This window comes from Oceanobacillus sp. B139/18 (assembly GCF_055524595.1).
The window spans coordinates 1047543-1074527 of record NZ_JBVFXI010000001.1 but is presented as its reverse complement, the minus strand read 5'-3'; the positions used below and the strand labels follow the sequence as shown (position 1 = coordinate 1074527).

The 26985-nt window shown below is 39.6% G+C and carries 25 protein-coding genes, 2 pseudogenes and 1 riboswitch; of the genes and pseudogenes, 20 read left to right on the top strand and 7 right to left on the bottom strand.

Annotation, left to right across the window (positions count from 1 at the left end):
- Positions 1-10: 10 nt before the first annotated feature.
- Together ACZSMY_RS05235 and ACZSMY_RS05230 are read right to left on the bottom strand one after the other, a co-directional pair.
- Positions 11-658, bottom strand: coding sequence for an ABC transporter permease (locus ACZSMY_RS05235; protein WP_042533932.1), 648 nt, complete (start codon positions 656-658; stop codon positions 11-13).
- 17 nt (positions 659-675) lie between these two features.
- The gene (locus tag ACZSMY_RS05230; protein WP_042533934.1) at positions 676-1824 is read right to left on the bottom strand and encodes a betaine/proline/choline family ABC transporter ATP-binding protein; all 1149 of its coding nucleotides are present in this window, start codon (positions 1822-1824) and stop codon (positions 676-678) included.
- Positions 1825-2082: 258 nt separating this feature from the next.
- Between ACZSMY_RS05230 and ACZSMY_RS05225 the strand changes: the two genes are divergently transcribed.
- The 7 genes from ACZSMY_RS05225 to queE all read left to right on the top strand — a co-directional run bounded on the left by ACZSMY_RS05225 (position 2083) and on the right by queE (position 7222).
- Positions 2083-2673: a GbsR/MarR family transcriptional regulator gene (locus ACZSMY_RS05225; protein WP_042533936.1), complete on the top strand. Its 591-nt coding sequence runs from the start codon at positions 2083-2085 to the stop codon at positions 2671-2673.
- A complete protein-coding gene (locus ACZSMY_RS05220) occupies positions 2663-3547 on the top strand; it encodes a beta-keto acid cleavage family enzyme (RefSeq protein WP_042533939.1) in 885 nt (294 codons plus the stop codon). The genes ACZSMY_RS05225 and ACZSMY_RS05220 overlap by 11 nt, the downstream gene beginning before the upstream one ends.
- Before the next feature lie 10 nt (positions 3548-3557).
- The gene (locus ACZSMY_RS05215; RefSeq protein WP_042533941.1) at positions 3558-4526 is read left to right on the top strand and encodes a 3-hydroxyacyl-CoA dehydrogenase NAD-binding domain-containing protein; all 969 of its coding nucleotides are present in this window, start codon (positions 3558-3560) and stop codon (positions 4524-4526) included.
- Positions 4513-4986, top strand: a complete 474-nt coding sequence (locus tag ACZSMY_RS05210; protein WP_042533943.1) for a thioesterase family protein — start codon at positions 4513-4515, stop codon at positions 4984-4986. The genes ACZSMY_RS05215 and ACZSMY_RS05210 overlap by 14 nt, the downstream gene beginning before the upstream one ends.
- Before the next feature lie 251 nt (positions 4987-5237).
- Positions 5238-5283: riboswitch (PreQ1 riboswitch) on the top strand.
- Between the two features lie 82 nt (positions 5284-5365).
- Entirely contained in the window at positions 5366-6034 is a 669-nt protein-coding gene (queC, locus tag ACZSMY_RS05205; RefSeq protein ID WP_042533945.1) for a 7-cyano-7-deazaguanine synthase QueC, read from the top strand.
- The gene (queD, locus tag ACZSMY_RS05200) at positions 6034-6501 is read left to right on the top strand and encodes a 6-carboxytetrahydropterin synthase QueD (RefSeq protein WP_042533947.1); all 468 of its coding nucleotides are present in this window, start codon (positions 6034-6036) and stop codon (positions 6499-6501) included. The genes queC and queD overlap by 1 nt, the downstream gene beginning before the upstream one ends.
- Complete coding sequence (queE, locus tag ACZSMY_RS05195) at positions 6494-7222, top strand: 7-carboxy-7-deazaguanine synthase QueE (RefSeq protein WP_193062104.1); 729 nt, start codon at positions 6494-6496, stop codon at positions 7220-7222. The genes queD and queE overlap by 8 nt, the downstream gene beginning before the upstream one ends.
- A 111-nt stretch (positions 7223-7333) precedes the next feature.
- Here the strand turns inward: queE and ACZSMY_RS05190 are convergent, their stop codons facing one another.
- Positions 7334-8092, bottom strand: a complete 759-nt coding sequence (locus ACZSMY_RS05190; RefSeq protein ID WP_084612964.1) for a sulfite exporter TauE/SafE family protein — start codon at positions 8090-8092, stop codon at positions 7334-7336.
- Positions 8093-8810: 718 nt separating this feature from the next.
- Positions 8811-10265 (bottom strand): DASS family sodium-coupled anion symporter, encoded by a 1455-nt coding sequence (locus ACZSMY_RS05185; protein ID WP_465147524.1) that lies wholly within the window; start codon positions 10263-10265, stop codon positions 8811-8813.
- A 263-nt stretch (positions 10266-10528) separates the two neighbouring features.
- Here ACZSMY_RS05185 and ACZSMY_RS05180 point away from each other — a divergent pair, with 263 nt between their 5' ends.
- From ACZSMY_RS05180 to ACZSMY_RS05145, 8 genes and pseudogenes are all read left to right on the top strand, one after another.
- Positions 10529-11662, top strand: a complete 1134-nt coding sequence (locus tag ACZSMY_RS05180; protein ID WP_052485060.1) for an ArsR/SmtB family transcription factor — start codon at positions 10529-10531, stop codon at positions 11660-11662.
- A gap of 17 nt (positions 11663-11679) precedes the next feature.
- A complete protein-coding gene (locus tag ACZSMY_RS05175) occupies positions 11680-12060 on the top strand; it encodes a VOC family protein (RefSeq protein ID WP_341172949.1) in 381 nt (126 codons plus the stop codon).
- Positions 12061-12077: 17 nt separating this feature from the next.
- The gene (locus ACZSMY_RS05170; RefSeq protein ID WP_212928205.1) at positions 12078-12572 is read left to right on the top strand and encodes a GNAT family N-acetyltransferase; all 495 of its coding nucleotides are present in this window, start codon (positions 12078-12080) and stop codon (positions 12570-12572) included.
- A 233-nt stretch (positions 12573-12805) separates the two neighbouring features.
- The gene (locus ACZSMY_RS05165) at positions 12806-13363 is read left to right on the top strand and encodes an isochorismatase family protein (RefSeq protein ID WP_193062108.1); all 558 of its coding nucleotides are present in this window, start codon (positions 12806-12808) and stop codon (positions 13361-13363) included.
- Between the two features lie 194 nt (positions 13364-13557).
- Entirely contained in the window at positions 13558-14664 is a 1107-nt protein-coding gene (locus ACZSMY_RS05160; RefSeq protein ID WP_256706248.1) for a tetratricopeptide repeat protein, read from the top strand.
- A 694-nt stretch (positions 14665-15358) separates the two neighbouring features.
- A pseudogene (locus ACZSMY_RS05155) lies at positions 15359-15595 on the top strand (sigma-70 family RNA polymerase sigma factor); the annotation flags it as partial.
- Positions 15596-15924: 329 nt separating this feature from the next.
- A pseudogene (locus tag ACZSMY_RS05150) lies at positions 15925-17229 on the top strand (aminotransferase-like domain-containing protein); the annotation flags it as partial.
- 177 nt (positions 17230-17406) lie between these two features.
- Positions 17407-17856 (top strand): YfmQ family protein, encoded by a 450-nt coding sequence (locus ACZSMY_RS05145; protein ID WP_042533962.1) that lies wholly within the window; start codon positions 17407-17409, stop codon positions 17854-17856.
- Positions 17857-18185: 329 nt separating this feature from the next.
- On the opposite strand, the gene ACZSMY_RS05140 is transcribed toward ACZSMY_RS05145, so the two are convergent.
- A complete protein-coding gene (locus ACZSMY_RS05140) occupies positions 18186-18578 on the bottom strand; it encodes a hypothetical protein (RefSeq protein ID WP_465147523.1) in 393 nt (130 codons plus the stop codon).
- Between the two features lie 242 nt (positions 18579-18820).
- On the opposite strand from ACZSMY_RS05140, the gene ACZSMY_RS05135 reads away from it, so the two are divergent.
- Both ACZSMY_RS05135 and ACZSMY_RS05130 read left to right on the top strand, forming a co-directional pair.
- A complete protein-coding gene (locus ACZSMY_RS05135; RefSeq protein ID WP_465147522.1) occupies positions 18821-19795 on the top strand; it encodes a D-cysteine desulfhydrase family protein in 975 nt (324 codons plus the stop codon).
- A gap of 167 nt (positions 19796-19962) precedes the next feature.
- Positions 19963-20880, top strand: coding sequence for a DNA-3-methyladenine glycosylase family protein (locus ACZSMY_RS05130; RefSeq protein ID WP_042533967.1), 918 nt, complete (start codon positions 19963-19965; stop codon positions 20878-20880).
- A gap of 16 nt (positions 20881-20896) precedes the next feature.
- On the opposite strand, the gene ACZSMY_RS05125 is transcribed toward ACZSMY_RS05130, so the two are convergent.
- Entirely contained in the window at positions 20897-21364 is a 468-nt protein-coding gene (locus tag ACZSMY_RS05125; protein ID WP_368900700.1) for a glycine zipper domain-containing protein, read from the bottom strand.
- Between the two features lie 316 nt (positions 21365-21680).
- Here ACZSMY_RS05125 and ACZSMY_RS05120 point away from each other — a divergent pair, with 316 nt between their 5' ends.
- Positions 21681-22631: a threo-3-hydroxy-L-aspartate ammonia-lyase gene (locus ACZSMY_RS05120; protein WP_193062112.1), complete on the top strand. Its 951-nt coding sequence runs from the start codon at positions 21681-21683 to the stop codon at positions 22629-22631.
- 21 nt (positions 22632-22652) lie between these two features.
- Positions 22653-23423: a TatD family hydrolase gene (locus ACZSMY_RS05115; protein ID WP_465147521.1), complete on the top strand. Its 771-nt coding sequence runs from the start codon at positions 22653-22655 to the stop codon at positions 23421-23423.
- Positions 23424-23955: 532 nt separating this feature from the next.
- Here the strand turns inward: ACZSMY_RS05115 and ACZSMY_RS05110 are convergent.
- A complete protein-coding gene (locus ACZSMY_RS05110) occupies positions 23956-25233 on the bottom strand; it encodes an N-acetylmuramoyl-L-alanine amidase (RefSeq protein ID WP_256706251.1) in 1278 nt (425 codons plus the stop codon).
- A gap of 346 nt (positions 25234-25579) precedes the next feature.
- Between ACZSMY_RS05110 and ACZSMY_RS05105 the strand changes: the two genes are divergently transcribed.
- Positions 25580-26773: a CynX/NimT family MFS transporter gene (locus ACZSMY_RS05105; protein ID WP_455725472.1), complete on the top strand. Its 1194-nt coding sequence runs from the start codon at positions 25580-25582 to the stop codon at positions 26771-26773.
- Positions 26774-26985 lie beyond the last annotated feature (212 nt).

Sequence of the window (26985 nt, the reverse complement as noted above, 5' to 3'; positions counted from 1 at the left end):
TCCTTCCTTTTTAAACAGTTTTCCTTAAGGCTTTAGGTGTTAATCCTTTTTCAAGAAGCGATAATAATCCGCTGGCAAGTAAAGCCAAAATCGTTGCCGGCACAGTACCTAAAACAATAAGCTCAGGCTGATATAGATTCAGACCATCGAAAATAAGATCACCTAAACCGCCGCCGCCAATAAATGCTGCCAGTGTTGCCCAGCCGATTAAATAAACGGTTGCGAACCGTATGCCTGACATAATAACAGGCAAAGCAAGAGGGAGCTCAACTTTTCGGATAACTTCAAAGGTGTTCATTCCCATGCCTTTACCCGCTTCTTTTAAACTTGTATTTACTTCCATGATGCCGGTATACGTATTTCTAAGTATGGGAAGTACGGAATAAATAAATAAAGCAATAATCGCAGGTACAACACCTACGCCTAAGAAAGGCATCAAAAAAGCTAAAATAGCTAAACTTGGAACAGTTTGTAATATCCCGACAAACGAGATAAACCGATCCGCTGTTTTATTCGGTATGCGAGTGAGTAAAATTCCCAAGGGGACCGCAACCAGAATACCTAAAACAATCGCAGCGATAGAAATGTACATATGTTCTCCTGTTTTTTCGAGCAGCTCCCATCCATAGGATGCAAGTGTATCTCTAATAGCTTGCATTATTTTTTGCCTCCTTTTTATTCTATAGCAGTAATATCTTCTGTTTCATCGCCCCAAATAGTGTTAAAAACCATATCGGCAAGGGTCGCCCTTGTTACGATTCCTGCTAATTTATTATTATCTGTTACAACGGGTACGTAACTGCTGCCACGACGAAGCATACGATGCATTGTATCCCGGAGCAGGCTGTTTTTATCCACGGCATATTTTGCTGTATCCATCGCTTCATGAACATAGCTTTTCTTTTTATAATTGGAGTCGACCATTTCAATATCAATGTATCCTTTTAAAATTCCAGCTCCATCAACTACTAACAAGGAGTCGACACGATTGGCATGCATTTTTTGAATAGCTTCTTTTAAGCTGCTTTCTTCTTCAATCGTAATCGGGTTTGGATTCATAATTTGTTCAACGCGTGTTACTTCCGGGCGGCTTTCTAATAACCGGTCTTTTCCGATAAAGTCTTCTACAAACTCATTGGCCGGATGGCGAAGAATATCATCTGGTGTGCCGACTTGAACGATTTCTCCTTGATTCATAATCACGATTTTATCAGCAAGTTTTATCGCTTCATCCATATCATGGGTAACAAAAACAATCGTTTTATCCATTTCCTTTTGAAGTTTTTTAAACTCCTCTTGTAAGCTGTCACGAGTGATTGGATCAAGCGCCCCAAATGGTTCGTCCATTAAAATCAATGGGGGATTCGTAGCTAACGCTCTCAGTACCCCGATTCGCTGCTGCTGTCCTCCGCTTAACTCATGTGGGTAACGATCTAAATAATCCTCTGGCAGGTCAACCAGTGAAATAAGTTCTTTTGCCCGTTCTTTCTGTTTCTCCTTATTCCATTTTAAAAGCGATCCCACAAGAGAGATGTTTTCTCCCACAGTCATATGGGGCATAAGACCAATTTGCTGAATAACATATCCAATGGATCGACGTAATTGGACAGCATCCTGCTTGAGGACATTCACGCCGTCTACAAGAATTTCTCCCCCGGAAGGTTCAATTAACCGGTTAATCATTTTCATCGTAGTTGTTTTCCCGCACCCGCTTGGGCCGATAAAAACAACAAATTCTCCTCGTTCTACTTTCAGGTTCAGTTTATGAACGGAAGGAGTATTATTTCCTTCGAATTTTTTAGTTACTTCTTTAAATTCAAGCACTACAAGCACCTCCATTGCTTATTCCGTAAAACTAAAATTTAGACTTACTCAGTATAATAAACAGACAGGTAAAAATGAAAATCCGAAAAAAGCGATTTAAACCGTAAAATCTGTGCAATTTAAACTTTACAAAGTATACAGTGCAGTTTATCTTAGAATTGCTTACTTTTACGCTCATTTACTATCAAACTTGATTTTTCCAATTTTATTTAATCCGTGTTACAGTGACACATATACAAGTTAAAGGGGAGCTTGACGATGGAATCATTTTCAAATAATCAATTGCTTCAAGAAATCAAATCCTGCGAAGAACTGCTCACAGATCGAATCGCAGATAACATGGAAACGTTCGGCGTATCCTCGACAGTCGGACGGCTGCTTGGCATTATCTATATGAATCGCGAGGCAATGACATTAGATTCACTGGCTGAAGAAACTGGAATGAGTAAAACAAGAATGAGTCAGGTCATGCGACAGATGATCTCATTTAATATCGCTGAGAAAGAATACGTGAAAGGCAGCCGCAAAGATCATTACAATGTAGAACGCGATTATGCACAAACATTTATATCCTTATTTACAAGTAACTGGTCAGAGGTTGTAAAACGTAATACGAGTTTAGAACGCCGTCTCAGAGAACAAATTCGTCATTTAGAAACTTTTTTGACAGAGGATTCCTCAGAAGAAGTAAAAGTTCGAATGGAGAGATTACAGCAGGAGCTGGATGAATGGAATGCCTATTATAATTGGATAAATAATCTTGTTGCGTTTTTTGAAAGTGGCGAGATTTTTAACCATGTTCCTATTGTCACCCCAACCAAAAAGGAGGAAGCAAAAAATGAAGAATAAACGAATCATCACTGCAGCACTGACTGGTGCAGGTGATACAACAGAGAAAAGCAGACATGTTCCAATTACGCCAAAAGAAATTGCGGAATCTGCTATTGAATCAGCAAAAGCAGGTGCTGCAATTGCACATATCCATGTTCGTGATCCCAAGACAGGGAAACTCAGTCACGATGTGGCCCTTTTTAGAGAAACCGTGGAACGAATCCGTGAATCCGATACAGATGTGATTATTAATATTACGGCTGGCGGGGGCGGCGACTTTGTTCCAAATCTAGAAAATCCAACTTGTGGAGGAGAAGGGACTGATATTCAGACACCAAAAGAGCGTCATGAACCGGTCGGGGAATTGCTTCCGGAACTCACCACCTTGGATTGCGGCAGTTTAAACTTTGGCAATCAAGTTTATTTAGGGCCGGAAGACTGGCTTCGGGAGCACGCAAAGCTGATTAAAGAAAGCGGCGTAAAACCCGAAATGGAAGTATTTGATACAGGACATATCCGTCTTGCTAACCAATTAATTTCTGAAGGACTAGTAGAAGGAACACCAATGTATCAATTTTGTCTTGGTATTCCATGGGGCGCTGATGCGGATGCAGAAACAATCGAATATATGAAAAGAAGAGTGGTTGATGGCGCGCATTGGTCAGCCTTTGGTATTGGCCGTATGCAGCTGCCGATTGTGGCACAGGCTGCTTTACTCGGCGGGAATGTCCGGGTCGGTTTAGAAGATAACTTATATTTAGAAAAAGGTGTACTTGGTACAAATGAACAGCTGGTTGATCAAGCTGTCAGCATTTTAAATAGTGTCAAGCTGGAGCCGATGACGGCTGCAGAGGCAAGAGAACATTTAAATCTTAAAAAATTTAATTCCTAAGAGGTGAAATATGGCGCAAAAAACAATGGCAGTTTTAGGAACCGGCGTGATTGGCAATGGCTGGATTGCACGCTTTTTAGCAAATGGTCATAAGGTCAATGCTTTTGATCCGGCTCCTGATGCAAAAGAAAAAACAGAAAAAATGATAGATGCTATTTGGACAACATTAGAAGAATACGGAATAAGCAACGAAGCTGCAAAGGAGAATCTGACCTTCTACAACGAGCTGGAGGAAGCTGTAAAAGAAGCCGATTTGATACAGGAAAATGTTCCAGAGCAGGAAGCCTTGAAGAAAAAGGTATTAGCGCAGGTGGATGCTGCTGCTAAACCGACAGCGATTATCGCTTCAAGTACTTCTGGATACATGCCTTCTGTCCTGCAGGAAGATTGTGTGCATCACCCAGAACGAATCATTGTTGCCCATCCATTTAACCCCGTTTACTTAATTCCATTGGTGGAAATCGCAGGAGGAAAGCAGACAGAGCGCAGTTATATGGAAAAGGCAGAGGAGCTTTATGAAAGCATGCATATGAAGCCGCTTGTGATGAAAGGTGAAATTGACGGCCACATTGGCGACCGGCTTATGGAAGCAATTTGGCGTGAAGGGCTTCATATTGTCAATGATGGCGTAGCGACAACGGAAGAGGTAGATAAAGCCATTGTCTACGGCCCTGGTCTTCGCTGGGCACTGATGGGACCATTTCTAACGCTTCATTTAGCAGGCGGTAAGGACGGGATGCGGCACATGCTTGAACAATTCGGCCCTGCATTGAAGCTGCCTTGGACCCGTTTAGTGGCACCTGAACTGACGGAAGAATTAAGTGAAAAAGTGATTTCAGGGACTGCTGAACAAAGCGGAGAGATTTCTATCGATGACCTTGAACATCGCCGGGACCGTTTCTTGATTAAATTAATGGGGCTTTTAGAGGAAGAAGGCTTCTGGCCGGCAGAAAGGCTGATCTCCTATGACAGAAAGTAAACAAGTATGGAAGGGCAATGTGTTACGTGCGTGGGTAGACTATAACGGACATCTGAACGATGCATACTACGCATTGATTTTCAGTTATAGCCTCGATGCTTTCATGGATGTGATCGGTCTGGATGAAGAAGGACGAAAAGCAAGTGCTTATACCATTTTTACGCTGGAAGCGCATATTAAATATGTAAAAGAGGCGCATGAAAACGAGGAGCTGCTTACAAAGGTCACTGTGTTGAACCGGGATGCAAAGCGTGTGCATCTTTGGTTTGAAATGAAAAACAAAGAAAATGATACTGTGGCAACCAGTGAACAGATGGTGATGGGGATAGATCAGTCATCTGGACGCCCTGCGCCGTTTCCGGAATCTGTTGATGTACGGATTAATCAATTTCCAAGACTGGCAAAAGAAAACTGGCCAGCAGGGGCAAACACGCTTATGGGGATTCGTGAGAAAAAGTAAAATATACAATAGCAGCTGAAAGCAGAATTTCATGCAGTAATCTGTAATGATGCTCCCTTTATCGTGGATAATGAAACGAATAAAGGGAGCTTTTGTAATATTAAAAAGAGAGAAAAAGCAAACACTGCAAAGCCAAACTGGTTGATGAAACGTAATTTCATGTTTGAAAAAAGAAATCAGGATAACATCATCAGGAAATATATGTTATACTGCCAATTGTAAAAGAAATTGAATAAAATCTACGATACAAAGTAGAAGAGGTTCTAGCTAACACCCTCTATAAAAAACTAAGGATACCCATACCGCGCCTTAGGTATGGTTTTTTGCATTTTTCGGGTGTTTAGAATTCTCTTTTTCAAATTGGAAAGGGGATTTTTTTATGGAAAAAAATAATCGAGCAGTTGTTGTATTCAGCGGTGGTCAGGATAGCACCACCTGTTTATTTTGGGCATTAGAAAAGTTTGAGCATGTAGAGTTAGTCACTTTCAACTACAATCAGCGCCACAGCTTAGAAATTGAGGTGGCAAAGGAAATCGCTGGAGATCAGGGATTGAGTCATCATATTTTAGACATGTCTTTACTGAATCAATTAGCGCCCAATGCGCTGACCAGGGAGGACATTGAAGTAGAGAATGCAGAGGATGGCGGCATACCGAATACGTTTGTTCCGGGAAGAAATTTACTGTTCCTTTCTTTTGCAACCATTCTAGCCAAGCAAATTGATGCCAAACATATTATTACGGGAGTTTGTGAAACAGATTTCAGCGGATATCCGGATTGCCGGGATATCTTTACCAAATCATTAAATGTCACCTTAAATCTATCCATGGATGAAGATTTTGTGATTCATACGCCATTAATGTGGCTGGATAAGGCAGAAACATGGGAATTAGCGGATGAACTGCAAGCCTTTGATTATGTCAGAGAACGGACGTTGACCTGTTATAACGGGGTTAGAGGAGCAGGATGCGGAGAATGTCCTGCATGTCAATTACGCCAGCGTGGATTAGACCAATACTTAGTTAGAAGACAGGAGATGAATCAGTAATGTTCGGGTTTCGTATTGTCGAAGAGCTGCAAAAGCTGGATAAAGATATTCATAGAAAAGAATTGGCCTATCACCAAAAACGCGTGATGGTAAGTAAAGAGTTTTCCTTCGATGCAGCGCACCATCTTCATTGTTATGAGGGGAAGTGTAAGAATCTGCATGGACATACGTATCAGGTTGTATTCGGTATCAGCGGTTTTGTAGATAAGGTGGGTTTCGTAATTGATTTTGGTGATATAAAAGAGATTTGGAAGAACAAGATTGAAACATTTTTAGATCACCGTTATTTAAATGAAACATTGCCCAAAATGAACACAACTGCTGAGAATATGGTCGTCTGGATTTTTGAACAAATGGAAGCGGCAATTCAGGAACTCCCTAACCAATGCCAGGTGGAATTTGTTCGGTTATTTGAAACACCGACAAGCTATGCGGAAGCAAGACGGGAGTGGATGAATCATGCGTAAAATACCGGTCTTAGAAATATTCGGCCCTACAATTCAAGGTGAAGGAATGGTAGTCGGAAGAAAAACCATGTTCGTCCGAACTGCTGGATGCGATTACCGATGTGCCTGGTGCGATTCCGCATTTACATGGGACGGAAGCGCCAAAGAAGATATTGTTCAGATGACGAGTGAAGACATTTGGCAGCGGCTGCAAGAAGTAGGAGGAAGCTGCTTTGATCATGTGACGATTTCAGGAGGGAATCCGGCTTTGTTATCTGCTATTGATAATCTGATTGATTTGCTTCAGGAAAAGTCTATTGAGGTTGCACTGGAAACACAGGGAAGCCGCTACCAGGACTGGTTTGTAAAAATTGATGATCTGACCATTTCTCCTAAACCGCCAAGCTCTAAGATGAAAACAAACTGGGAGACGCTAGATGATATCATCCATCAATTGGAAATCAATGATCGATTAGCGCATGCCAGCTTAAAGGTAGTAATTTTTGATAAAGAGGACCTTCGTTATGCAGAAAAAGTGCATCAGCGCTATCCAAAACTGGCTTTTTTTCTGCAAGTTGGAAATGATGATTTAGAGGAAATCGAACCGCAGCAATTATCCCGGCATTTATTAAATAAATATGAATGGTTAATTGATCAGGTAGTGGCATCCACAGTGCTGAATCGTGTTCGTGTTCTTCCGCAGGTACATGCATTAGTATGGGGAAATAAGCGGGGCGTATAGTAAGGGAGATTAAAAGCTATTATCCTATTAAAAAGGCAGTAAGAGCTGTCGCCTTTTTGATAGGGTAATCTTTTCTTTCACTTTCTGGCTTTTCTCCGAATGGACAGGAATCTAAATCAATAAAATAATCCCGCCGATTAACGGCACAGCAACCATTGCAATTTTTAATATCATTGGATTCAGACGAGTGGTGAATTTCGCGCCGATATAAGAACCTATAATTGTTCCGATAACTACTTCTGCAAATAATTTCAAATCGAGAAAACCGACAGAATAATAACCGATACCGCCTACCAGTGCGATTGGTATAATAACAAGCATCGTCGTGCCTGCAGATAGCTGAATCGACAAACCAAAGAATACTAGCAACCCGATTTGGATAAACGGCGTTGAGCCAATCCCGAATGCTCCTGATAGTAAGCCGGTAATGATGCCGATCCCAGCAGCTGTCATCCAAAATCTGCTTTTCGAGGAACGGTTTTTCTCAGCAAATTTTTGTGTGGCAAACTTGCCAAATCCTGCTGTTACACGAATCCACAGCAATATGGCTGATAAAATGAGCATTCCGGCAGTAAAAAATTTCAATTCACTTTCCGGGATAAAGCTTGCCAGCCTGGAACCAAAAAAAGCTCCAACTGCACCAAATAGCCCAGTTGCCAGCCCGATTTTTACCATGGTATTTCTTTCCCGCAGGTGACTGAGTGTGCCCGATAAGGATGTGAAGACCATTGCAGCCAGAGATGTTCCAAGCGCTGTGTGGATAGGAATACCAAAAACTTCCGTCAATATAGCAATAATAAATCCGGAACCGCCAGCCCCGACAAAACCAAGCAACAATCCAATCACTAACATCGTACATAAAACAATCAAAACAAAAATCCCCTTCTTTTTCTTTACTACATAAGTCATTATAGCATAGCGGGCGAGAAATTTTGGGATGAAGGCACTTGAAGTATATGTTGACAGTCTATTCAAGTTATAGTGAATACAGCTTTTACTATTATCAATATTATATTTTATTGACTCAACTTTCGCACATTAAAAAGTAACTTCATTTCTATAGAAACAGGGGTTGAAACACCCTTGACCAAGAATAAAAGATGAAGTGTAAAGCACCGCTGCGGCGGACCATTTTGCTTTCCGACGTACAGGACGTACTAGTGCAGGCGTTGTCACAACGCCTGCACTTGCACGTCCTGGGACTGCGATTACTCGCCCCATCAAAAACATTTGTGCATCGCAGGGCGAGCTGAAGATCCACTTGAAAAGCGGTTTTCTTATCAAGTTAGCTGAAGCCGTCCCCATGGCAGACTAGGACCGCAACGTCCTGGGACTGCGATTACTCGTCCCATCGAAAACATTTGTACGTCGGAAAGCGGAGTGGTTGGTTGCAGAAGCTATGCACCATCACCAATTCCAAAAAGGCCGGATATTTAACCAAAATGCAAGTATGATAATGAAGAACACGTTCATCTTGGAATAGCAAAATATATTTGCTTATTCTTAGGTGCGAAAGTTGAGTTACTGAAAAAAGAAAAGCGATATAGAAGCATACATAATTCAGCTTCCATATCGCTTTTTCAGCTCGTTATAACAATCCAACCCACTGCCAATAGGTTGCACTAAACAGAATAATAAGCAAATACCCAATCACAGTAAGAGGCACACCGGATTTGATAAATTGTTTTAAAGTAAATGTACCTGTACCATAAGCGAGCATATTTTGCGGAGCGCTGATCGGCAATAGGAAGCCAAAACTGATCACAAATTGCATAATCAAGACAAGACCTGGACCATTAAAGGCTGCTGGCTCCATTGATCCGACCAGAGCAATAACGATTGGAATAAAAGCAGATGCCAGACTGGTGGCACTTGCAAAGCCCAAGTGAATCAAAATATTAAATAAAGCAAGTACGGCAATCATCGCAACCAGAGGCAGGGAAGACACCCCGAGTATTTCAAAGGAATTAGAAGAAAGCCAGGTTGCTCCCTCTGTTGCTAACAGAACAATCCCTAATGAAATTCCTGTTGCGAATACAATTAATGTGCCCCAAGGTACTTTTCTTTGCACTTCTTTCCAGGAAAAGATACCGATAACAGGTGTCAGCATGATGGCAACTGCAACAATGGTAACTGTAGTAGAATCTAAGGGATGCAAAACACCTTCCGTCGACCAGAATAATAATAACAAGCCGGCGATAATGATTAAGCGCCATTCTTTTCCACTGATTTTCCCGAGCTCCTTCAGCTGGTTCGTTATGCTTACTCCTTCCTTTATTTCCGACATATTTGGTTTAATTAGTTTAACCATAACAATATAAAGTACGATAGACATGATAAATGCCCAAGGAGCAGCGTAGAGAAACCATTCTCCCCATGTCACATCTATACCAAAAGCAGATTCCATAAATCCTAAAGCAACCATGTTCTGTGCGGCCGCTGTTTTTATTCCGACGTTCCATATAGAAATAGATTGTACGGCGGTAATCATTAATAATGCTGCAAGCTTACTTTGCTTTGCCAATCCAAATGCAGCTACAATTCCTAATAGGATAGGGACAAGCGTACCTGCACGCGCGGTGGCACTTGGTACAAACAGCGCCAGTACAAAGCTGACAATAATGGTTCCGATCACAAGTGCTCCAGGCTTTGTTCCAACCTTTGACATAATATACAATGCGATGCGTTTATGAAGACCTGTAATCTCCATAGCAGTAGCCAAAACAAGCGCTCCTCCAACAAGCAGCACAGCGGAAGAACTGAATCCTTCTACGGCCATGCTTAACCCCTGACTTGTTCCATATATCGTACCTGGATCTTCGATAGCAGGGGAGATTCCGATAAGAACGGCCAGCAGACTGACTATCATTACCGCACTGACAGGATAGGAAACTGCTTCCGTAACCCATAAAACAACCGCAAATGCTAAGACAGCAAGCGCTCGCTGTCCAACTAGAGGCAATGAATCAGGATTAGGCAGAATTAAAATAATAAGAAGAACTAAAAAAGCTGCAATAAGTGCAATAGCATCTTTCTTTTTCATGAAAACCCCTCCCTTTAGTTACTTTAATTGTAATATAAAATCCTATATTTGTGATTGATTTCACATGTTACAAATAAATGAATTTGTGTATTTATTCACAATTCATTCAAAAAATACATTTCATTTTTATAAACTGGCGCTTAATAGAGCCGCATTTTAAATAACTGTTATCCAATCATATAATCGAAAGCTGATTGACGAAGGATATACATTATATTAATATATTCAATATACGAATATAGAATAAAGAAGAAGGTGACAAAGTGGAGAGAAATTTATTTGTACCAGCTTTACCGAAAACAGAGCTGGATGCAGTCCGTTCCTTAGGAGTCTATATTTTTACGAATATCCAGCTGGCGGATTACGATTTAAACAGCTCCTCAGCGCAGAATCGATGGATAAGGAGTTTATCGGATAACTTATCAGATAACGCTAACAATGATTTGAAATTATTAAGAACTGTTTTTGCGCATGGAGTGATTTTAAGGGATTTCTATATCCAAAAGACCGCGGATTTAACCATGGATTGGGATGCTTTTATCGATTGGTGGAAGCAGCTAGAGGAGTCAGACATGATGGAGCTTCTTATTTATGGAATTAGAGAAACAATGGACTATTACTATAAATACCTGCCTCGTATACCGGTTGTGGAAGAGGCAATGCGGGAAGTTTACCTGGACGAAAGGCAATTACAGGACCCTGATAATCGTAAGAAAGCCGTGAAAGCAGTACTGCTCAGCTGGTCTGTCCCGATAGAAAAAGTAGAAAACAATGCAGCGGATTATGATAGTTTATCCGATATAAAAGAAAGCATTATCCGATTGATAAGGGCTTTTTGGGCTGCCGGTTTGAAAAAACAGTGGGAAGAAAAGCAGAAAATGCTAGCAGCATGGGTAAGACAGCAAGAGTCTTTACTGTCAAAATCCTATCGTACCAATGGAGAAGCGATTTTTGCAATCACAGGCTTGTATCCAGATACCGCAGAATTGGAGAACATTAACAGAGCAGAAATGATAACCTTTGTTCCTGTTTGTAATATGGAAAGGCTGCTTTCTTTTATTCAATTTGATAAACATGTTTACCTGATGTTTGATCCGCAGATAGAAACGGCAGGAAATAAAGAAAAGCTGGCAGACTATTATACTGCTTTTGAAGGATTGGGTGACAGGACAAGACTGCAAATCATTGACTTATTAGCTGAAAATAAAGAGATGTTCGCCCAACAGATTATCCAGCAGCTGAACCTGAAGCAAAGCACGGTTTCTCGTCATTTAAATCAGTTGCTGCAATCTGGTCTTGTTATGGTGCATCAGGAAGGAAATACAAAGTATTTTTCACTAAACAGAGATGAACTGAAAAAAGTAGCGGAAAGCCTCCATTCATTTTCCAACATGTAAAGAAGAGGAGAATAAAGATGACAGATTTTCGAATCGAAAAGTTAAATACAATCGTTGTTCCAGTAAAGGATTTAGACAGATCCATTGCATTTTATAAGGATATATTATATTTAGAGCAAGGTTTTACTGATCAAAGTATGGCCTTCATTTCTGCAGGGACTTCAGAGCATGATACAACTATATTATTGCATATCATTGATGAGCCAGAACCGGTAGAAAAAGGAATGGTAATAGAATTTCTGGTCAATGATGTCAGCTCAGCTGTTTCATCTCTAAGAAATCGAAACGTAAAAATTATACAAGACCCGATTGAGCGTCCCTGGGGTGTGAAGGAAGCGGTTATTGCCGATCCGGATGGATATCGAATTTGGATAGTAGAAACCATATATCGGGGTTAAAGAAGGGAGGAATCAAAATGGATATAGCTATTGAGACAGCAGTCACAGAGCATGTCAAATCCATTGCTGCTATTTGCTCCTTTGGCTGGAAACAAACTGTAGAAGGTAAGTTAAGTGAGAAGTACCGGAACAAGCATGCAGAGGAATGGTATAACCACGAACGAGTAAAGGCGGATATAGAACAAGGCTCTTATACCCATGTTGCTATCGTTAATTCAAAGGTGGCAGGCGTTATTGGCGGTGCAATAACGGAGAGCAGAGTCAGCCAAGTTTTTGTATTATATGTAGAGGAAAAATATCGATACAAAGGAATAGGAAGACAATTATTAAATATACTTACAGAAGAACATAAGAAAGCAGGAGCAACAGAACAATGGGTGTCTGTACAGGATGGAAATCAAAGAGGAATCCCTTTCTATGAAGCAAGAGGATTTCGGAAGCAGGAAAAGAAAAGCGGCGTGACGGATACAGGCGAACCATTTGTTAATCTTCGGTATTCGCGAAGCTTATAATATCAACTTAGTATTAGCTTAAATTTATTTTTTTGAAAATATCGTCTATTTATTATGGTAAAATAAATTATGGTAAAATAAAGATTACCTTGGTTTATAAAGGTTATTAAAATGAATTTCATTAAAGGAGGCGTTCATATGATAAATAATAAAAAGAATGTAATAAGTAAAAAAGGGAGAGCGTTTAACTAGTCCGTTACATCGTGTTTCCCTAAATTGGAAGGGGACTTAAATTGAATCAGGTCTTATTAGTTATTGATGCACAACAGGAATTAATCGAAGGCAATCATGAAAGAAACGCAGTTTTTCAAAAATCACAGCTTATTGCTAATATTAATTTAGTAATTGAAAAAGCAGAAAATGCAGTGGTGCCAAGTGTATTTGTAAGGGATTTAGATGTCGGTGATGGAAAAGGAAGCGGATTTGAAATTCACAAAGACATCTATGTGCCTGCAGAATCAAAAATCTTTGACAAATCTGCTACCAATGCTTTTTATGGAACAGGTCTGTTGGAATACCTAAAGTCACATCAAGTAAAACATATTGTTGTTATGGGCTGTGAAACACAGCATTGCATAGACAGTGCCGTCAGAACAGCAACCATTAACGGATTGGATGTCACATTAGTTAGAGACGGCCACTCCAGCCTGGGGAACGACTTGCTGAATCCAGAACAAATTATAAAACACCATAACGATACACTTCATGGACATTATAACGTGGATCATTTTTCCATAGTAAGAAATGCAAAGGAAGATTTATTTCACCCTGCACATGATTCATATAGATAATTTGATAGAAAAGCGGCATATACCTGTGCCGCTTTTACTGTTTTGAGAATTATTTCACGAAGCTCACGAGACAAGTATCTGTTAGCAAAAATTTTTGTGAAAACAGTCTTGGATATGTCTTCCATTTATGTTCCATTTGTACTATAATAAAAATGTCATTTTAAAGAATAATTTGTCAAATAGAGGAGGATAAAATGAATAAACAGCGAATTATTATTTTTATGTCATTATTACTATTTATTGCCGGATGCAGTACGTCCGAGGAATCCACTGCATCAGAAACTTCTTCATCTGAATCTTCCGAGGAAAACACGAATTCAGAACAAGCAGAGGAAGAGGAAGCGGAACAATTATCCTCTGGTTCAAGCACCAGTACATATTCATTATCAATGAAGCTGCAGCCTCTATACGCGAATGGAGATTATGAAGAAGCTTTAGAGCTAATCGAGGAATCTCTGGAAGATCACGCTGAAGAGCCTTTCCTTTATAATGATAAGGGTTTTATTCTCATTGAACTTGGACGACCGGAAGAAGCAAGAGAAGCGTTAGAAAAATCAATTGAACTGGATGACAAGATGGAAGCTGCTTACAGCAATCTTGCATATGCGTTAATAGATCTGGGCGAATATGAAGAGGCTATGGAAGCTGCGCAGGAAGCGATTGATTTAAATCCGAATGCACCGGAACAATATGTTGCTATGGGAAATGCACTATCTTTTCTTGATGAAGATGAAGAAGCTCTGACTTATTTTGAAGAAGCTTTAGAAATTGAACCCAAGGCAGATTTCGCTTTATATGGTATGGGAGCCAGCCTGCTCTATTTAGATGAAACAGAAGAAAGTATTGTTTATTTAGAAGAATATTTGAAACAGCATCCGGAAGATGTCGATGCACTGGATATGCTTGTATATGCTTATGAACTTATAGAGGATTATGAAGAAGCGTTGGAATACGCTGACGCCGTATTAGAAGTAGATGATGAAATGCATATCATTTATAATCTGGATTATAAAGGCATCCTTTTAACAAAAAATGGGCAGCTGGATGAAGCAGAAGAACTCTACGAAGAAATGCTAGAGGAGCATCCGTTAGATAAAGGAATTGCTTATTACGGCCTGGCTTTTATCGATATTGAGCGCGGGGAGATAGAAGAAGGCTTGGATCATTTGGAAGAGGCAATGGATGAGGACCCCAGCTTAATTGATTATGCTGTGACAGATCCTTTATTTGAAGATGTTTTAGATAATGAAAGATTTATAGAACTTGCTGAATCCTATGAGGACTCCTATAACGAGCTGTAGTTAAAAAAGCAAAAGATGATTGATAGTTGTAAAACAATCATTTTTTGCTTTTTCGTTTATTGGAAGCATTGCGGAACAGGATGCTTCATCGTCAAATAAGGATATACTTGGTATCCTTTTATCATGAGAGGATAATATATTGAATATTATTGCAAATAGAGAGAGGTTGGTATTTCAACACTCGATCTTTACCTATTCAAAACATTGCATTGGTTAAGTTTTAAGAAGTTTAAGTGGATAGAACGTCAGATATTACAGATTCAACGGGATCTTGAAACTGCGAAGAGCAGGAAGATTTTTTGATATGAGAAGACGGTGAATGAGCGAATAAAGGCTTCTCTTGCCGAGTCAGAAGGAGAAAAAACAGCTTTCTCATAAGTACAGCTTGTATTTCTCCTTGAAAAATTTCTCTGAAAGTTATTTTTCATTTTATAAACTATGTTCCGAAATCTTTTCTCTATTGATTCTCCAAATTCCAAAAGATACACCGGCGATAATAAAGAAAATACTAATCGATTCTCATACGGAGGGGAATGACAATTGATAAATAAAAGAATAAAGCAGTCCAAATAAAGACTCAAAAACAATCATCATCCCTGCCATGGAAACCGTCAGACGGATGGAAGTTTGGTTCCATGCCCATGTTGCCACCCACAAAGCAACGATGCCCAACACGATAATACCAATCAAATATGCAGCGGATGGACTGTTAAAAAAGGAATTAGAGGAGGTATTGGATACCCTTCCTCTCCGGGAAGAAAGTATTCTCCGTCTCCGTTTTGGATTGGATGACGGGAAGTCACGAACGCTGGAAGAACTGGGAAAAGTATTTGGCGTGACCAGAGAGCGTGTCCGTCAGCTTGAAACAAAAGCATTGCGGAAATTAAGGCTTCCAAGACACAGTAAACGTTTAAAAGATTTTCTTGATTAGCGTAGGCGGAAGCGGTATATTTAAAGGATAATTAATACAATCTACCTTCATGTATTTAAGCCCGATAACTTCATTGTGATTCGGGCTTTTTTGGTGGAAAGAATAAAATCCCAATCATTTCATCTGTGAGTTGCTTATTTAGGTCATTGTTCGCTATGATAGTAGAAGATATCTTTGATTAGCAGAATGAAGCTAAAAGTCTAGAATATATTCATTTTAGTGCGCGAATAAAGAGTATTGGCAGGGTTATTCACTGTACGTTAAAATCTACAACACAATTGGGGAATCCATATGCACTTCACACTTGACCGTTCAGCAAAAACACCACTATACAAACAAATCGCAGCACGGTCGTTGCCGCTTATGATGAGCTGCAATCCATAGGAATTGTTGAAAGAAAGAAAGGAAGCGGTACGCATATTAGTACGGATATATGGGGAATCTCCGATAAAAGAATTCCCAACTGGGGAAGGTATGTGGAGGATGGCTCATTTCTTCCTAATTTGCCGTTAGTTCAAAAAATACGGACGGAGACACAAAATAATGAAATGATCAATATGGCAAGCGGAGAACTGGCGGCGGATCTATTTCCGGCAGAACAATTTCATTCCATTTTTAAAGAGAAGCCTTTTACAGAGCATCTGGGATATGATCACCCTCAGGGCAATGTCCGTTTAAGAGAAACGATTTCTAATCATTTGTATGCGTATAAGGGAATCTCTATTGATGCAGAATCAATCCTGATTACCTCTGGTGCGCAGCAAGCTCTTCACCTTATTGTGCAATGTTTACTAAAGCCTGGTGATGCTGTCGCAATAGAAAATCCATCGTATGCTTACTCATTGCCATTATTTAAATCAGCAGGTTTACGTCCCTTTCTTTTAAAGAGCAGTAAAAATGGGATTAATCCGGATGATATCGTCGAACTGCATAAAAAACATCGCATTCGAATGGTTTTTATCAATCCGGATTTCCAAAATCCAACCGGAGTGCAAATGCCTTTAAGCAGACGGAAAAGAATATTAGAGATTTCTTCGGAGTATGGCATTCCTGTTGTAGAGGATGATCCGTACAGCATTACGGCATTTGATGGAAACGTAGCAGCTTCTTTAAAACGAATGGACGATAACGGAAATGTATTATATATCAGTTCTTTATCCAAAATCGTTGCATCTGGATTACGAATCGGCTGGATTGTTGGACCGAAAAAAGTTATTCAACGCTTAGCTGATGCAAAACAGCAGATTGATTTTGGACATAGTATTTTTCCGCAATGGGTTGCAAATGAGTTTATCGGATCTCCGCAATTCGATGAACATATTCATAAAATCAGGCAGCAGCTGGAAGTACGGAGAAAGCAATTATCCAAAGCACTGATTCATTTTTTAGGCGATCAGGCAGAATTCCTGGAACCAGATGGCGGGATTCATTTATGGTGCAAGCTGAAAGATCCGGTGGATGAATTTCAATTGCTGGATGAATCATTGAAGAGAGGAGTTGCTTTTGTTCCAGGCTCTATTTTTGGTGAGAGCAAAGGATTCGTTCGTTTTACGTATGGCAGGAGTACGCCCACAGATATTTGGGAAGGAATATCCAGATTTTCGAAAGCTCTTCAGCATTTGCGCGGAAAATAAAAAAGCGATAAAAATCTGTCTGCTCGTAAAGTGGATGGGGGATTTTTATGCGAATTGGATGGTATCATTTTTGGGATATCCAGTACAATAAAACTAGGTTAGGATAAAATCAGCAAGCTGTGTAACCTTATATCAAAATTAGAAAGTGATAGTTTATCAGGGAGATGGAATTCGAAAATGACATGGACATTTATATTAATTACGCTGGCAGGAATTATATTGAAATTTTTAACCAGCCCGCCAAGCGCTTTGGTAGGATGGGTTTTAAATAAATTTGAACTGCATCCTAAAATTGATGCAGGAAACAGTACGATAACCTTCGACGGAGCACCGCTTGATGGAGATGAAAAAAGGAGATTTATAGATTCTTTTAATGAAGCTCAATTTTTATATAAGAATCATATCTTTCCAGGGAAGGAAGCTTTGTTTCTTCATCCTGAAACAAAGATGCCCCCATATATTATTCATTTTAAAAAGAAAAATAAAGAAATGACCTTCCATGTTTTCGGATATGAAAATCGGGTAGATGTCGTGAAACAATGGAAGAAAAAGACCGCTTCCTATACGCTGGATTCAGATTATCTGCAACAGGCTGCTTTAACAAATAATCAGCTGCATAATGCCTGAGGTTATTGTTATGCGGCTGCGTTGACTATTTTATAAAGGTGGGGAAAGGGAGATGTTGAATACCCTTATCATACTGGTGATTATCGTATGTGTTCTTGCATTAATCGGAACACTTTTTGTCACAAAAAAGCTGGACGATACTTACGAACGAAAGAAGAGTTTTTCAAGTCTTACTTATATTTATTTTCTTGGACTGCCCGCGATTATTTTGGTTTCTGTTCTTATATGGGTTTTCATTTAAGATTGGGTTCAAATAGAATAGGCGTCACAATAGAACTTCTTATGAAATAGGAAGTTCTATTGTTATTTAAAGGGCATTTTCAATTATTCTAATGTTGAAAATTCGATGGATTAAAGAATGCTTTCCTTACATAGATCGTATAAGCTAGCATAGCCAGAGAAGGAAGCATATTAACTATATATGGCAGGTGAGTTTGATGGTTTACGAGCAGAGAACTAATCATCCCAAAATAGACTAAATAAGCTATCATTGCCCAAAAGCCCCATTTTTTCAATTGGATATAACCATAGACCATTACTAATGAATATAAAGCTACTATTGCTCTCATTAATTGCTCAGGTATATTCGGAAGTGCGAAACGTTCCGCTATACTGCGCATGGAATCGGTATCCGCATCATAAAAAATAGCAGAAAATAATAAAAGCATCGAACTAAAGCCAAATAAATAACTTATTATTATAACTCCCAAAGGCCTTTTCAACGTTGTGACACCTCCCATACCTTATTTTTAAACAAGTATAAATGCATGTTTCAACTTTTCTTCTGATTGTAGTCTCTTTCCACTGATGCTGACAGGAAAAGAGTGCTGACTTATAGAAAATTTACCCTCTTCATCGATTCTTTACACTAAAATAATAAATTTCTTTCATTTATTAGTTGCTTATGTTCGTTCTTGTTCGCTATCATAAAGGTATAAACTGGATGAAAGAGAGAGGAACGACCATGCGTAAATTAAATATTGCTAACTTGGATACACCCATTAAAAAGCTGGAAAAACTCAGTAATGAACTTGGGAAAAATATTTATATCAAACGAGATGATTTTACAGGAGTGGAAGTCTCGGGAAACAAAATAAGAAAGCTGGAATACCTTATTGCCTATGCATTGGATAATAAATATGAAACAATCATTACTACAGGAGCCTGCCAATCAAACCATGCCAGAGCGACAGCCGCGATTTGTGCCATGATGGATTTAGAATGCCATCTGGTGCTTAGAGGCGAAGTGAAAGAATATGAAGGAAACCTGTTTCTTGACGATATGCTTGGAGCGAATGTAAATATTATTCCGCCGGATGCATCCCGAGAAGATGCGATGGAGAAGAAGAAGCAGGAGTTAGAAGAACAAGGGAAAAAGGTATTGATTATTCCGGTAGGTGCTTCAAATGCCATCGGGTCTTACGGTTATATTAATTGTTATAATGAAATCATGAAGCAGGAAGTAGAGATGGGTGTTCATTTTGATTCTATCAACCTTGCAATTGGTTCTGGCGGAACATATGCAGGGCTATGGTTTGCAAATGAGGGGGCAGGTACCAAAAAGAAAATCATTGGCTATTCTGTAGACCAGATAGCAGAAGTGTTCAAAGAAGATGTGATGGAAATCGTAAATGATTTGGAAGACACAAACCATCCGTTTGATTCTATTTCCATTAACGATAACTATATTGGACTTGGCTATGGTCAGGCAACAGATGAAGAATTGGCATTTTATTTGGATATTGCTAAAAATGAGGGAATGATTCTTGACCCTGTTTATACAGGGAAGGCTTTTAAAGGGTTAGTGACTGAAATTAAAAACGGAAACTATGTTGACCAGGAAAATATCCTTTTTATTCATACCGGCGGACAGCAAGGCTATACGAAAGAGATGAGAGAAAGAGTGAAGGATATTTTAAGAAAGAATGATGGAGAATAATTTTTGTTAAATGATAATGCAAGCATTAACTAAAAGGCAAAGGGTCAGTGTGAAAACAGCGTCTCTTTGCCTTTTGGCATAAGTGCTGCTTGTTGTACAACCATAGTAGGTTGCTGAATTCGCAAGCAAAATATAAAACAGATCTTGAAGATAGGGGGACGAAGAAAGTGAGAAGCTGGAAAGAAAGTAAAAACTGCATTTTCATAAAAGCACCGGAGCCGTTTAATTTTAAAGTGAATGTAGACTATTTCCTGAGGGATCCAAATGAATGCATGTATGAAATAGAGGAGAATACGATTACCCGTGTGATTGAAATAAATCATCTGCGTACATTGATACAGATAAGTGAAGCAGGAAGTGACTATCTGGCTGTTGAGTGTTTAGCCGGTACAAAACCGGAATCATTTGAAGATAAAGAGACCATCGTAAATTATATTTGTGAATGGTTTGACTTTGACACCGACCTGCTGCCTTTTTATGAAATGGGTCGCCGGGATTTGTTACTGCAACCAGTCATTGAAAGATTTTACGGACTTCGGATTATGGGTTTAAATGATTTATTTGAGGCCTTATGCTGGGGGATATTAGGCCAGCAGATTAACCTGAAGTTTGCGTACACATTAAAACGTCAATTTGTTGAAAAATTTGGAGAACATTTGGATTATAATGGAAAAAATTATTGGATTTTCCCTTTGTATGAAAAAATCTCTAAATTAACTGCGGAAGATATGGCTGATATTAAAATGACAAAAAGGAAAAGGGAATATATTATTGGTGTAGCAAAGTTAATGGCAAATGGAGATTTATCAAAAGAAAACTTATTACATGTAGATGATTTGAAGCAAGCGGAAAAAGAATTGATCCGTATTCGCGGGATTGGTCCATGGACAGCGAATTACGTATTGATGCGCTGTCTTCGGTATCCGGACGCTTTTCCTATTGATGATGTGGGATTAATCAATGCCATCCAATTTGTAAAGGGAATGGAACGAAAGCCGACAAAAGCTGAGATTAGAGAATTATCGGCAGCATGGTCAACCTGGGAAGCGTATGCTACGTTTTATCTGTGGAGAATGCTGTATTGAACGGCTGATTGGAATGCTAGATGGTTCTTCCTTTTTTCTTAACATCTGCGTCTAAACCTGCTCCAATCGCTACACCAACAGCTAAGCCAATTGGCAAACCTAATGCAAGGCTATCGAATAAGAGTCCAAAAACTAGTCCTAAGCTGAGACCATAGGACATATAGATACTGAGATAATAGTCTTTCGCAACTAGTTTGTGTTTTTTCATGAGGTGTGTACGGATGTTATTTAATATTTGGTGATGGTTTTTAAAATCATTTTTTGTCAGCTGATCTGACTTGTCTAAAAGCTGGGCTATATGACCTTCTAAATCAACAAAATATTGGTTACATGCTTCACAGCTGGAAGAAAGCTCAACCAATCTTTGAATCATTCGATGACAGTTATCCAAATCAAGCTTTTTGGAAACTTTTTCTTCTAAACTATTTTTTAAATCTTCTATACTGGCGTTAAGTTTGTCAGCAGCTTGGGGACTTATCATCATGGTTGACCTCCTTGTATGTCCGGATAAGAAATGATTAGATATTTTCAATATGTAAAAAAGCTTAGTTTATATAATTATATTCAAATGGCACAAGCGATGCAAATTTCATTTAAAATGAAGACTAATATAAAAAGTTAAGTATATCATTTAAAAACTCGATTTAAATATACAACTGTGACTTGATTGTTCTTTATATCAATTGAGAAAGATTTTAGCAGGAAATTTAGTCCGATTTGTCGAAAGGAGGATATAGGCATTACTAAAAATTATTAAAATAGCAACCTGTCTTGATATAAAAGTGAGGGAGGAATTCAAAATGTATGAAAAAATAGTAGAAGCAGCAAATCGCCTAGAAGGAATTGCACATAAAACCCCAGTCCATACGTCAACATTATTGAATGAATTAACCGGAAACCAAATGTTTCTCAAGTGTGAAAATTTCCAGCGGATGGGAGCATTTAAATTTCGGGGTGCTTATAATGCGATAAGCTCTCTGCCGGAAGCGTCCCAAAATAAAGGAGTAATCGCTTATTCTTCCGGAAATCATGCAATGGCTACGGCTTTAACCTGCAAAATACTTGGTATCCCTGCGACAGTAGTCATGCCGGATGATGCGCCGCAAGTCAAAGCAGCAGCTGTGAAAGACTATGGTGCAACGATTATAAGATATAACCGCAAGACGGAATCCCGAGAGGAAAAAGCGCAGGATTTAATAGATGAATTTGGTTATACATTAATTCCTCCTTTCAATGCGGAGCCAATTGTAGCCGGACAAGGCACCGTTGCAAAAGAATTGATTGAAGAAGTCGGGGAGCTTGACTATCTGCTCGTTCCTTGTGGAGGCGGCGGGTTGATAAGCGGATGTGCCATTGCTGCAAAACAGCTGTCGCCTCAATGCAAGGTGATTGGAGTGGAGCCTGTGGTATCCAATGATGCGACGAAATCATTTAAGGCAGGAGAATTGCAGACGATTGAAGCTCCAAACTCGATAGCTGACGGTTTAAATACACCTTCGTTAGGAAAAATTACTTTTTCTTTCATTCAAAAGCATGTAGATGATTTTATCACGGTTTCTGAAGAAGAGATAAAAGCTGCTATGTACTTCCTATGGACGCGATTAAAACTTGTTGTGGAGCCATCTGGAGCAGTCGCTTTAGCAGCATATCAAAAGCTTTCTGTTAAAAACAAAAGAGCAGGTGTCGTATTAAGCGGCGGAAATGTGGATGTAAGAAAAGCCGGGGATTTGTTTAAGGATATAACAGATTGATTTGATGAGGGAGTTTGCATAATGATTGATGCACATATTCATTTAGATTGGTACCAGCCTGACGAGCAGGAACAGTTAATTCAAACGCTTCAAGCAGATGGGATGATAGCCGTTGCAAGTGATTTTGAGAGCTGTCAAAAGGTATGGTGGTTAGCACAGAAATATCCGTTTGTTTATCCTGCTTTCGGCTGGCATCCGGAACAAGCATTGCCGCCTGATCAAGAAATCAATCGTATCTTTCAGGAGATTGAACAAAAATTCGAAAAAATCGTGGCTATTGGAGAAGTAGGGCTTCCGTATTATACCAAACGTAATGATGACTCGCTGGATATTGCACCTTATCACGCCATATTAGAGCGGTTTATACAGGCTGCAAAAAAGTATAATCTGCCAATCGTATTACATGCTGTTTATGAAGATGCCTCTGTTGTCTGTGATATGCTTGAAAAATATCAACTGGAACAAGCCCATTTTCATTGGTTTAAAGGGGATAAAGCTACGATTAACCGTATGATAGATAATCGATATATGATTTCTATCACGCCTGATTGCTGGTATGAAGAGGAGATTCAGTCTTTAATCAAACAATATCCGTTAGAACTTATTATGGCAGAAACAGATGGGCCATGGCCGTTTAAAGAGCCATTTCAAAATCAGATGACACATCCAAATATGATTATCGATGTGATAAAGAAAATAGCTGAGGTAAAACAGCTGCCTTTTGATAAAGTTCGACAACAGCTGACGAATAATACGTATCAGTTTTATCATTTAGAACGGTTTAATAAATAAACTGTAAAGGGATTAATATCCATTCAGGTTTTGTGAAAAGAAATGGAATGATAGCCCGGACTCTAAAGGGAAGTACGTTAATTAATTTCAAAATAAGGGAATAAGATAGTGAAAGAGGATGCTTTTTTATAAGGGATTAAAAATAACATCCAAAAAAATCCTGACTTGATAAGTTAGCATTCCTGATTGGATTCAAATTAAAAGGGTGAAAACCATATCTAAAAAAAAGCATATATTTGAATTTATAATGGGAATTATTTATCTTATTGTTTACGGTATTGTGCCTATCATTTGGGGACCTATTATGTACTCTGGTACGGGTGAACCATTATTCCTTGTGCTTCCATTAATCGGGGTTGCAGCTATTATGATAGCGATTGTAAAACTAAAAAGTTCTAAACGTAAAATGAAAGATTCGTAATATTCCTCCTGAGCAGCTCATTACAGATTGTAATTTAAAAGGAAGTCCAAAAAACGTAATCGAAGGTAAAAGTGTCACCTAGATACACTTTTACCTTTTCATCCGTTGATTTTAGCTGAAATAGTCTTCTAATCCGGCAATAATACCTTCTGCTGCATGATTTTGATAATTATCCGTTTGAATTGTCTGCTGTTCCTCTGAATTGCTGATAAAACCAAGCTCAATTAAAATCGCAGTTTGCTGATTCTCTCTTAGTACTTGGAAATCTGCTTGTTTAGCTCCACGATTGTCGAGATGAACATGACTCATCAATGACGTTTGTACATACTCAGCAAGGATCTGGCTTTCGCTTTCATTCTTGTAAAAGGTTTCCACTCCATGCGCAGCCTGGTCTTCCGACGCATTATAATGCAGGCTGATAAATGCATCTGGATTGGCAGAATTACTTATGTTGACCCGTTCTCCCAATGAGAGGTACGTATCATCTTCTCTGGTAAACGTAACAGAAGCTCCTTGATGGCGTAATTGTTCTCCTAATTTTTTTGCTGTGGTTAAAGCTAATGTTTTTTCATATGCTTCGGACCCCACTGCACCGGGATCTTTCCCGCCGTGACCTGGATCAATCACAAATTGACGGCCGGCAAGCGGATTTTCAGTGCTTTGTTCCGCTTGAACTTCTTTTGTTTCGCCATTTTCCTTTTCGCTTTCACCGTCTTTTGGCTCAGATGTTGCTTCTGACGCTTCATTTTCGGTTTCTTCTACTGTTTCTAATGATTCTGTTTTTTCATTTTCTTCTGATGTGTCACTATTTCCATTTGATTCGTCATCTTTATCAAGTAAATATAAAGTGATCCATACTTCTTCATCATGATAATATGTTTTGCCCCAGCCGTACAATTCTTCAAAAATAGTAACCTTCTCACCATGATTCATCTGCGTAACGACAGCTGCATTCTTATCAGGCGCATTGCGTACATTTACTGCTGGTGCTTGAATTCGGTACAGTTGTCCGTTTTCTGCTGGTTCGGCAGTTTCTGTATTTGTTTCTGCTGCAGCAGCTGCTGTTTCAGCTTGATTATCTTCTGTATCGGATTGTTCGTTTTCTGGCTCTGTCTGTATCTCATCCACTGCTGATAGGTGATGTAACGCGACCCAAGCTTGTTCGCCGTTATAAAATGTTTTGCCCCAGCCATTGGATTCTTCAAAAATAGTAACCTTATAGTCTTTTTTTAATTCACTTAGAAGGACTGTATCCTGAGCAGGCGCATCCATTAACTCTGTTGTTTCCGTATCAACTTTGTACAATGTCCCATTATCTGCATGTACTGTTGGTATAAAAATGAATAGGCAAATAAGAAAAGCAATGCCTATCATTAGGTTGTACTTCATATTGAAAATACCTCCAATTAATAGTTTGTTATATTGACAGGCTCTCCAATAAATTTCATAGATATACCTTTTATTCAAAATTATTAGATTGGAAGTTTGCGGGTACAGGTTAATATGAAAACTGTTTCCTGGATGAAGCTGCGTTTTATCAGTGTTAACACATTGGGGCATCGCAGAGCAGATGCGTTGATTGCAGTCTATTAAAAATGGGTGTCTTGACAATAGGATGTACATTGCCATAACATATATATATTGTGCAAAATTATTCCTCCTCCTTTCCTGTAAAGGGGGTGGAAAGTAGAAAAGAAGGTATTAGATGGAGAAAAATAGAGCAAGAACAAATAGTCTGACTGAGGAAGCATCCTCTAATAAGAGAATGCTATATTTGATTGCTATCATGGTGATTGGTTTTAACCTGAGGCCGGCAATTACTTCCGTTGGACCGTTGTTAGGGACCATTCGTGATCAGATTGGACTGGAAAACTGGAGTGCGGGGACGATTACCAGTTTACCGCTTATCGCATTTGCCATAGTATCGCCGCTTGCGCCAAAGCTTGGCCGGAAGCTGGGGAATGAAGGAGCGGTCTTGCTTGGCCTGATCCTGCTGTTCGCCGGAATAGGCACCCGGTCCATTCCATATACACCGACATTATTTATCGGAACAGCTATTATCGGGGTTGGCATCGCAGTAATGAATGTGCTGCTGCCGGCAGTCATCAAGGAAAAATTCCCGCATAAAGTCGGTCAAATGACGAGTGTCTATTCCACATCGATGGCAATATTCGCGGCCACGGCTTCTGGACTTTCAGTTCCGCTTGCAAAAGGAGCAGGCTTAGGATGGGAATTGGCTTTATTATCGTGGGCTGTGCTGGCTCTTGTCGGAATCATTGTTTGGATTTTTGTTATCAGCCGGAACCCTGCGCCTAAAGAAGAACAAGTGGAGTTAAGCAATAAGCCTTTTAATGACAGCAACCTGTGGAAATCCCCATTGGCTTGGCAGGTTACGTTATTTATGGGTCTGCAATCTTTTATATTTTATGTAATGGTATCGTGGCTGCCAGAAATCATGCAAAGCTTTGGATTTTCCGTATCTGCTGCCGGCTGGCTGATAGCTTATGTGCAGTTTGTCGGATTGCCGTCTACTTTTCTGGCACCGGTGCTGGCAGAGAAATTCTCTAACCAGCAGGGGATCGTACTGGGAATCAGCGGCGGTGCAGCAGTTGGATTTATCGGACTGCTAATCGGGGGACCGCTTCCGCTGATTTTCATCTGGGTAACACTGATTGGAGTTACTTTTGGAGGGGCCATCAGCCTGTCACTTGCTATGCTTGGCATGCGCGCACGTAATGGACGTCAGGCTGGAGCGCTGTCTGGGATGGCGCAATCCGTCGGTTATATTTTTGCTGCCATTGGACCGTTATTTATCGGGCTTCTATTTGATATTACGCAGGCCTGGTCTGCGCCGATTATTGCTATCATCGTTGTTTGCTTGTTAATGATGGTTGCAGGATTAGGTGCTGGCAGGAATAAGTTTGTGTAACGATCTGCCCTTTGATAATTAATAAGAATGTTTGATAAAAATCCTGCTACGAGCAGGATTTTTTGTTGTGTAGAGAGTTAAACGAGAGCTCCAGAGTGTTTACAGGATCCACTGACCAAGTCCAAGGGGGCCTATTTTTGATTTTGCGTTAATCTTCATCCCGGTTTATTTCTCGAGCATGAAAAAGAATACATCAGATTTTCAGTAATTGT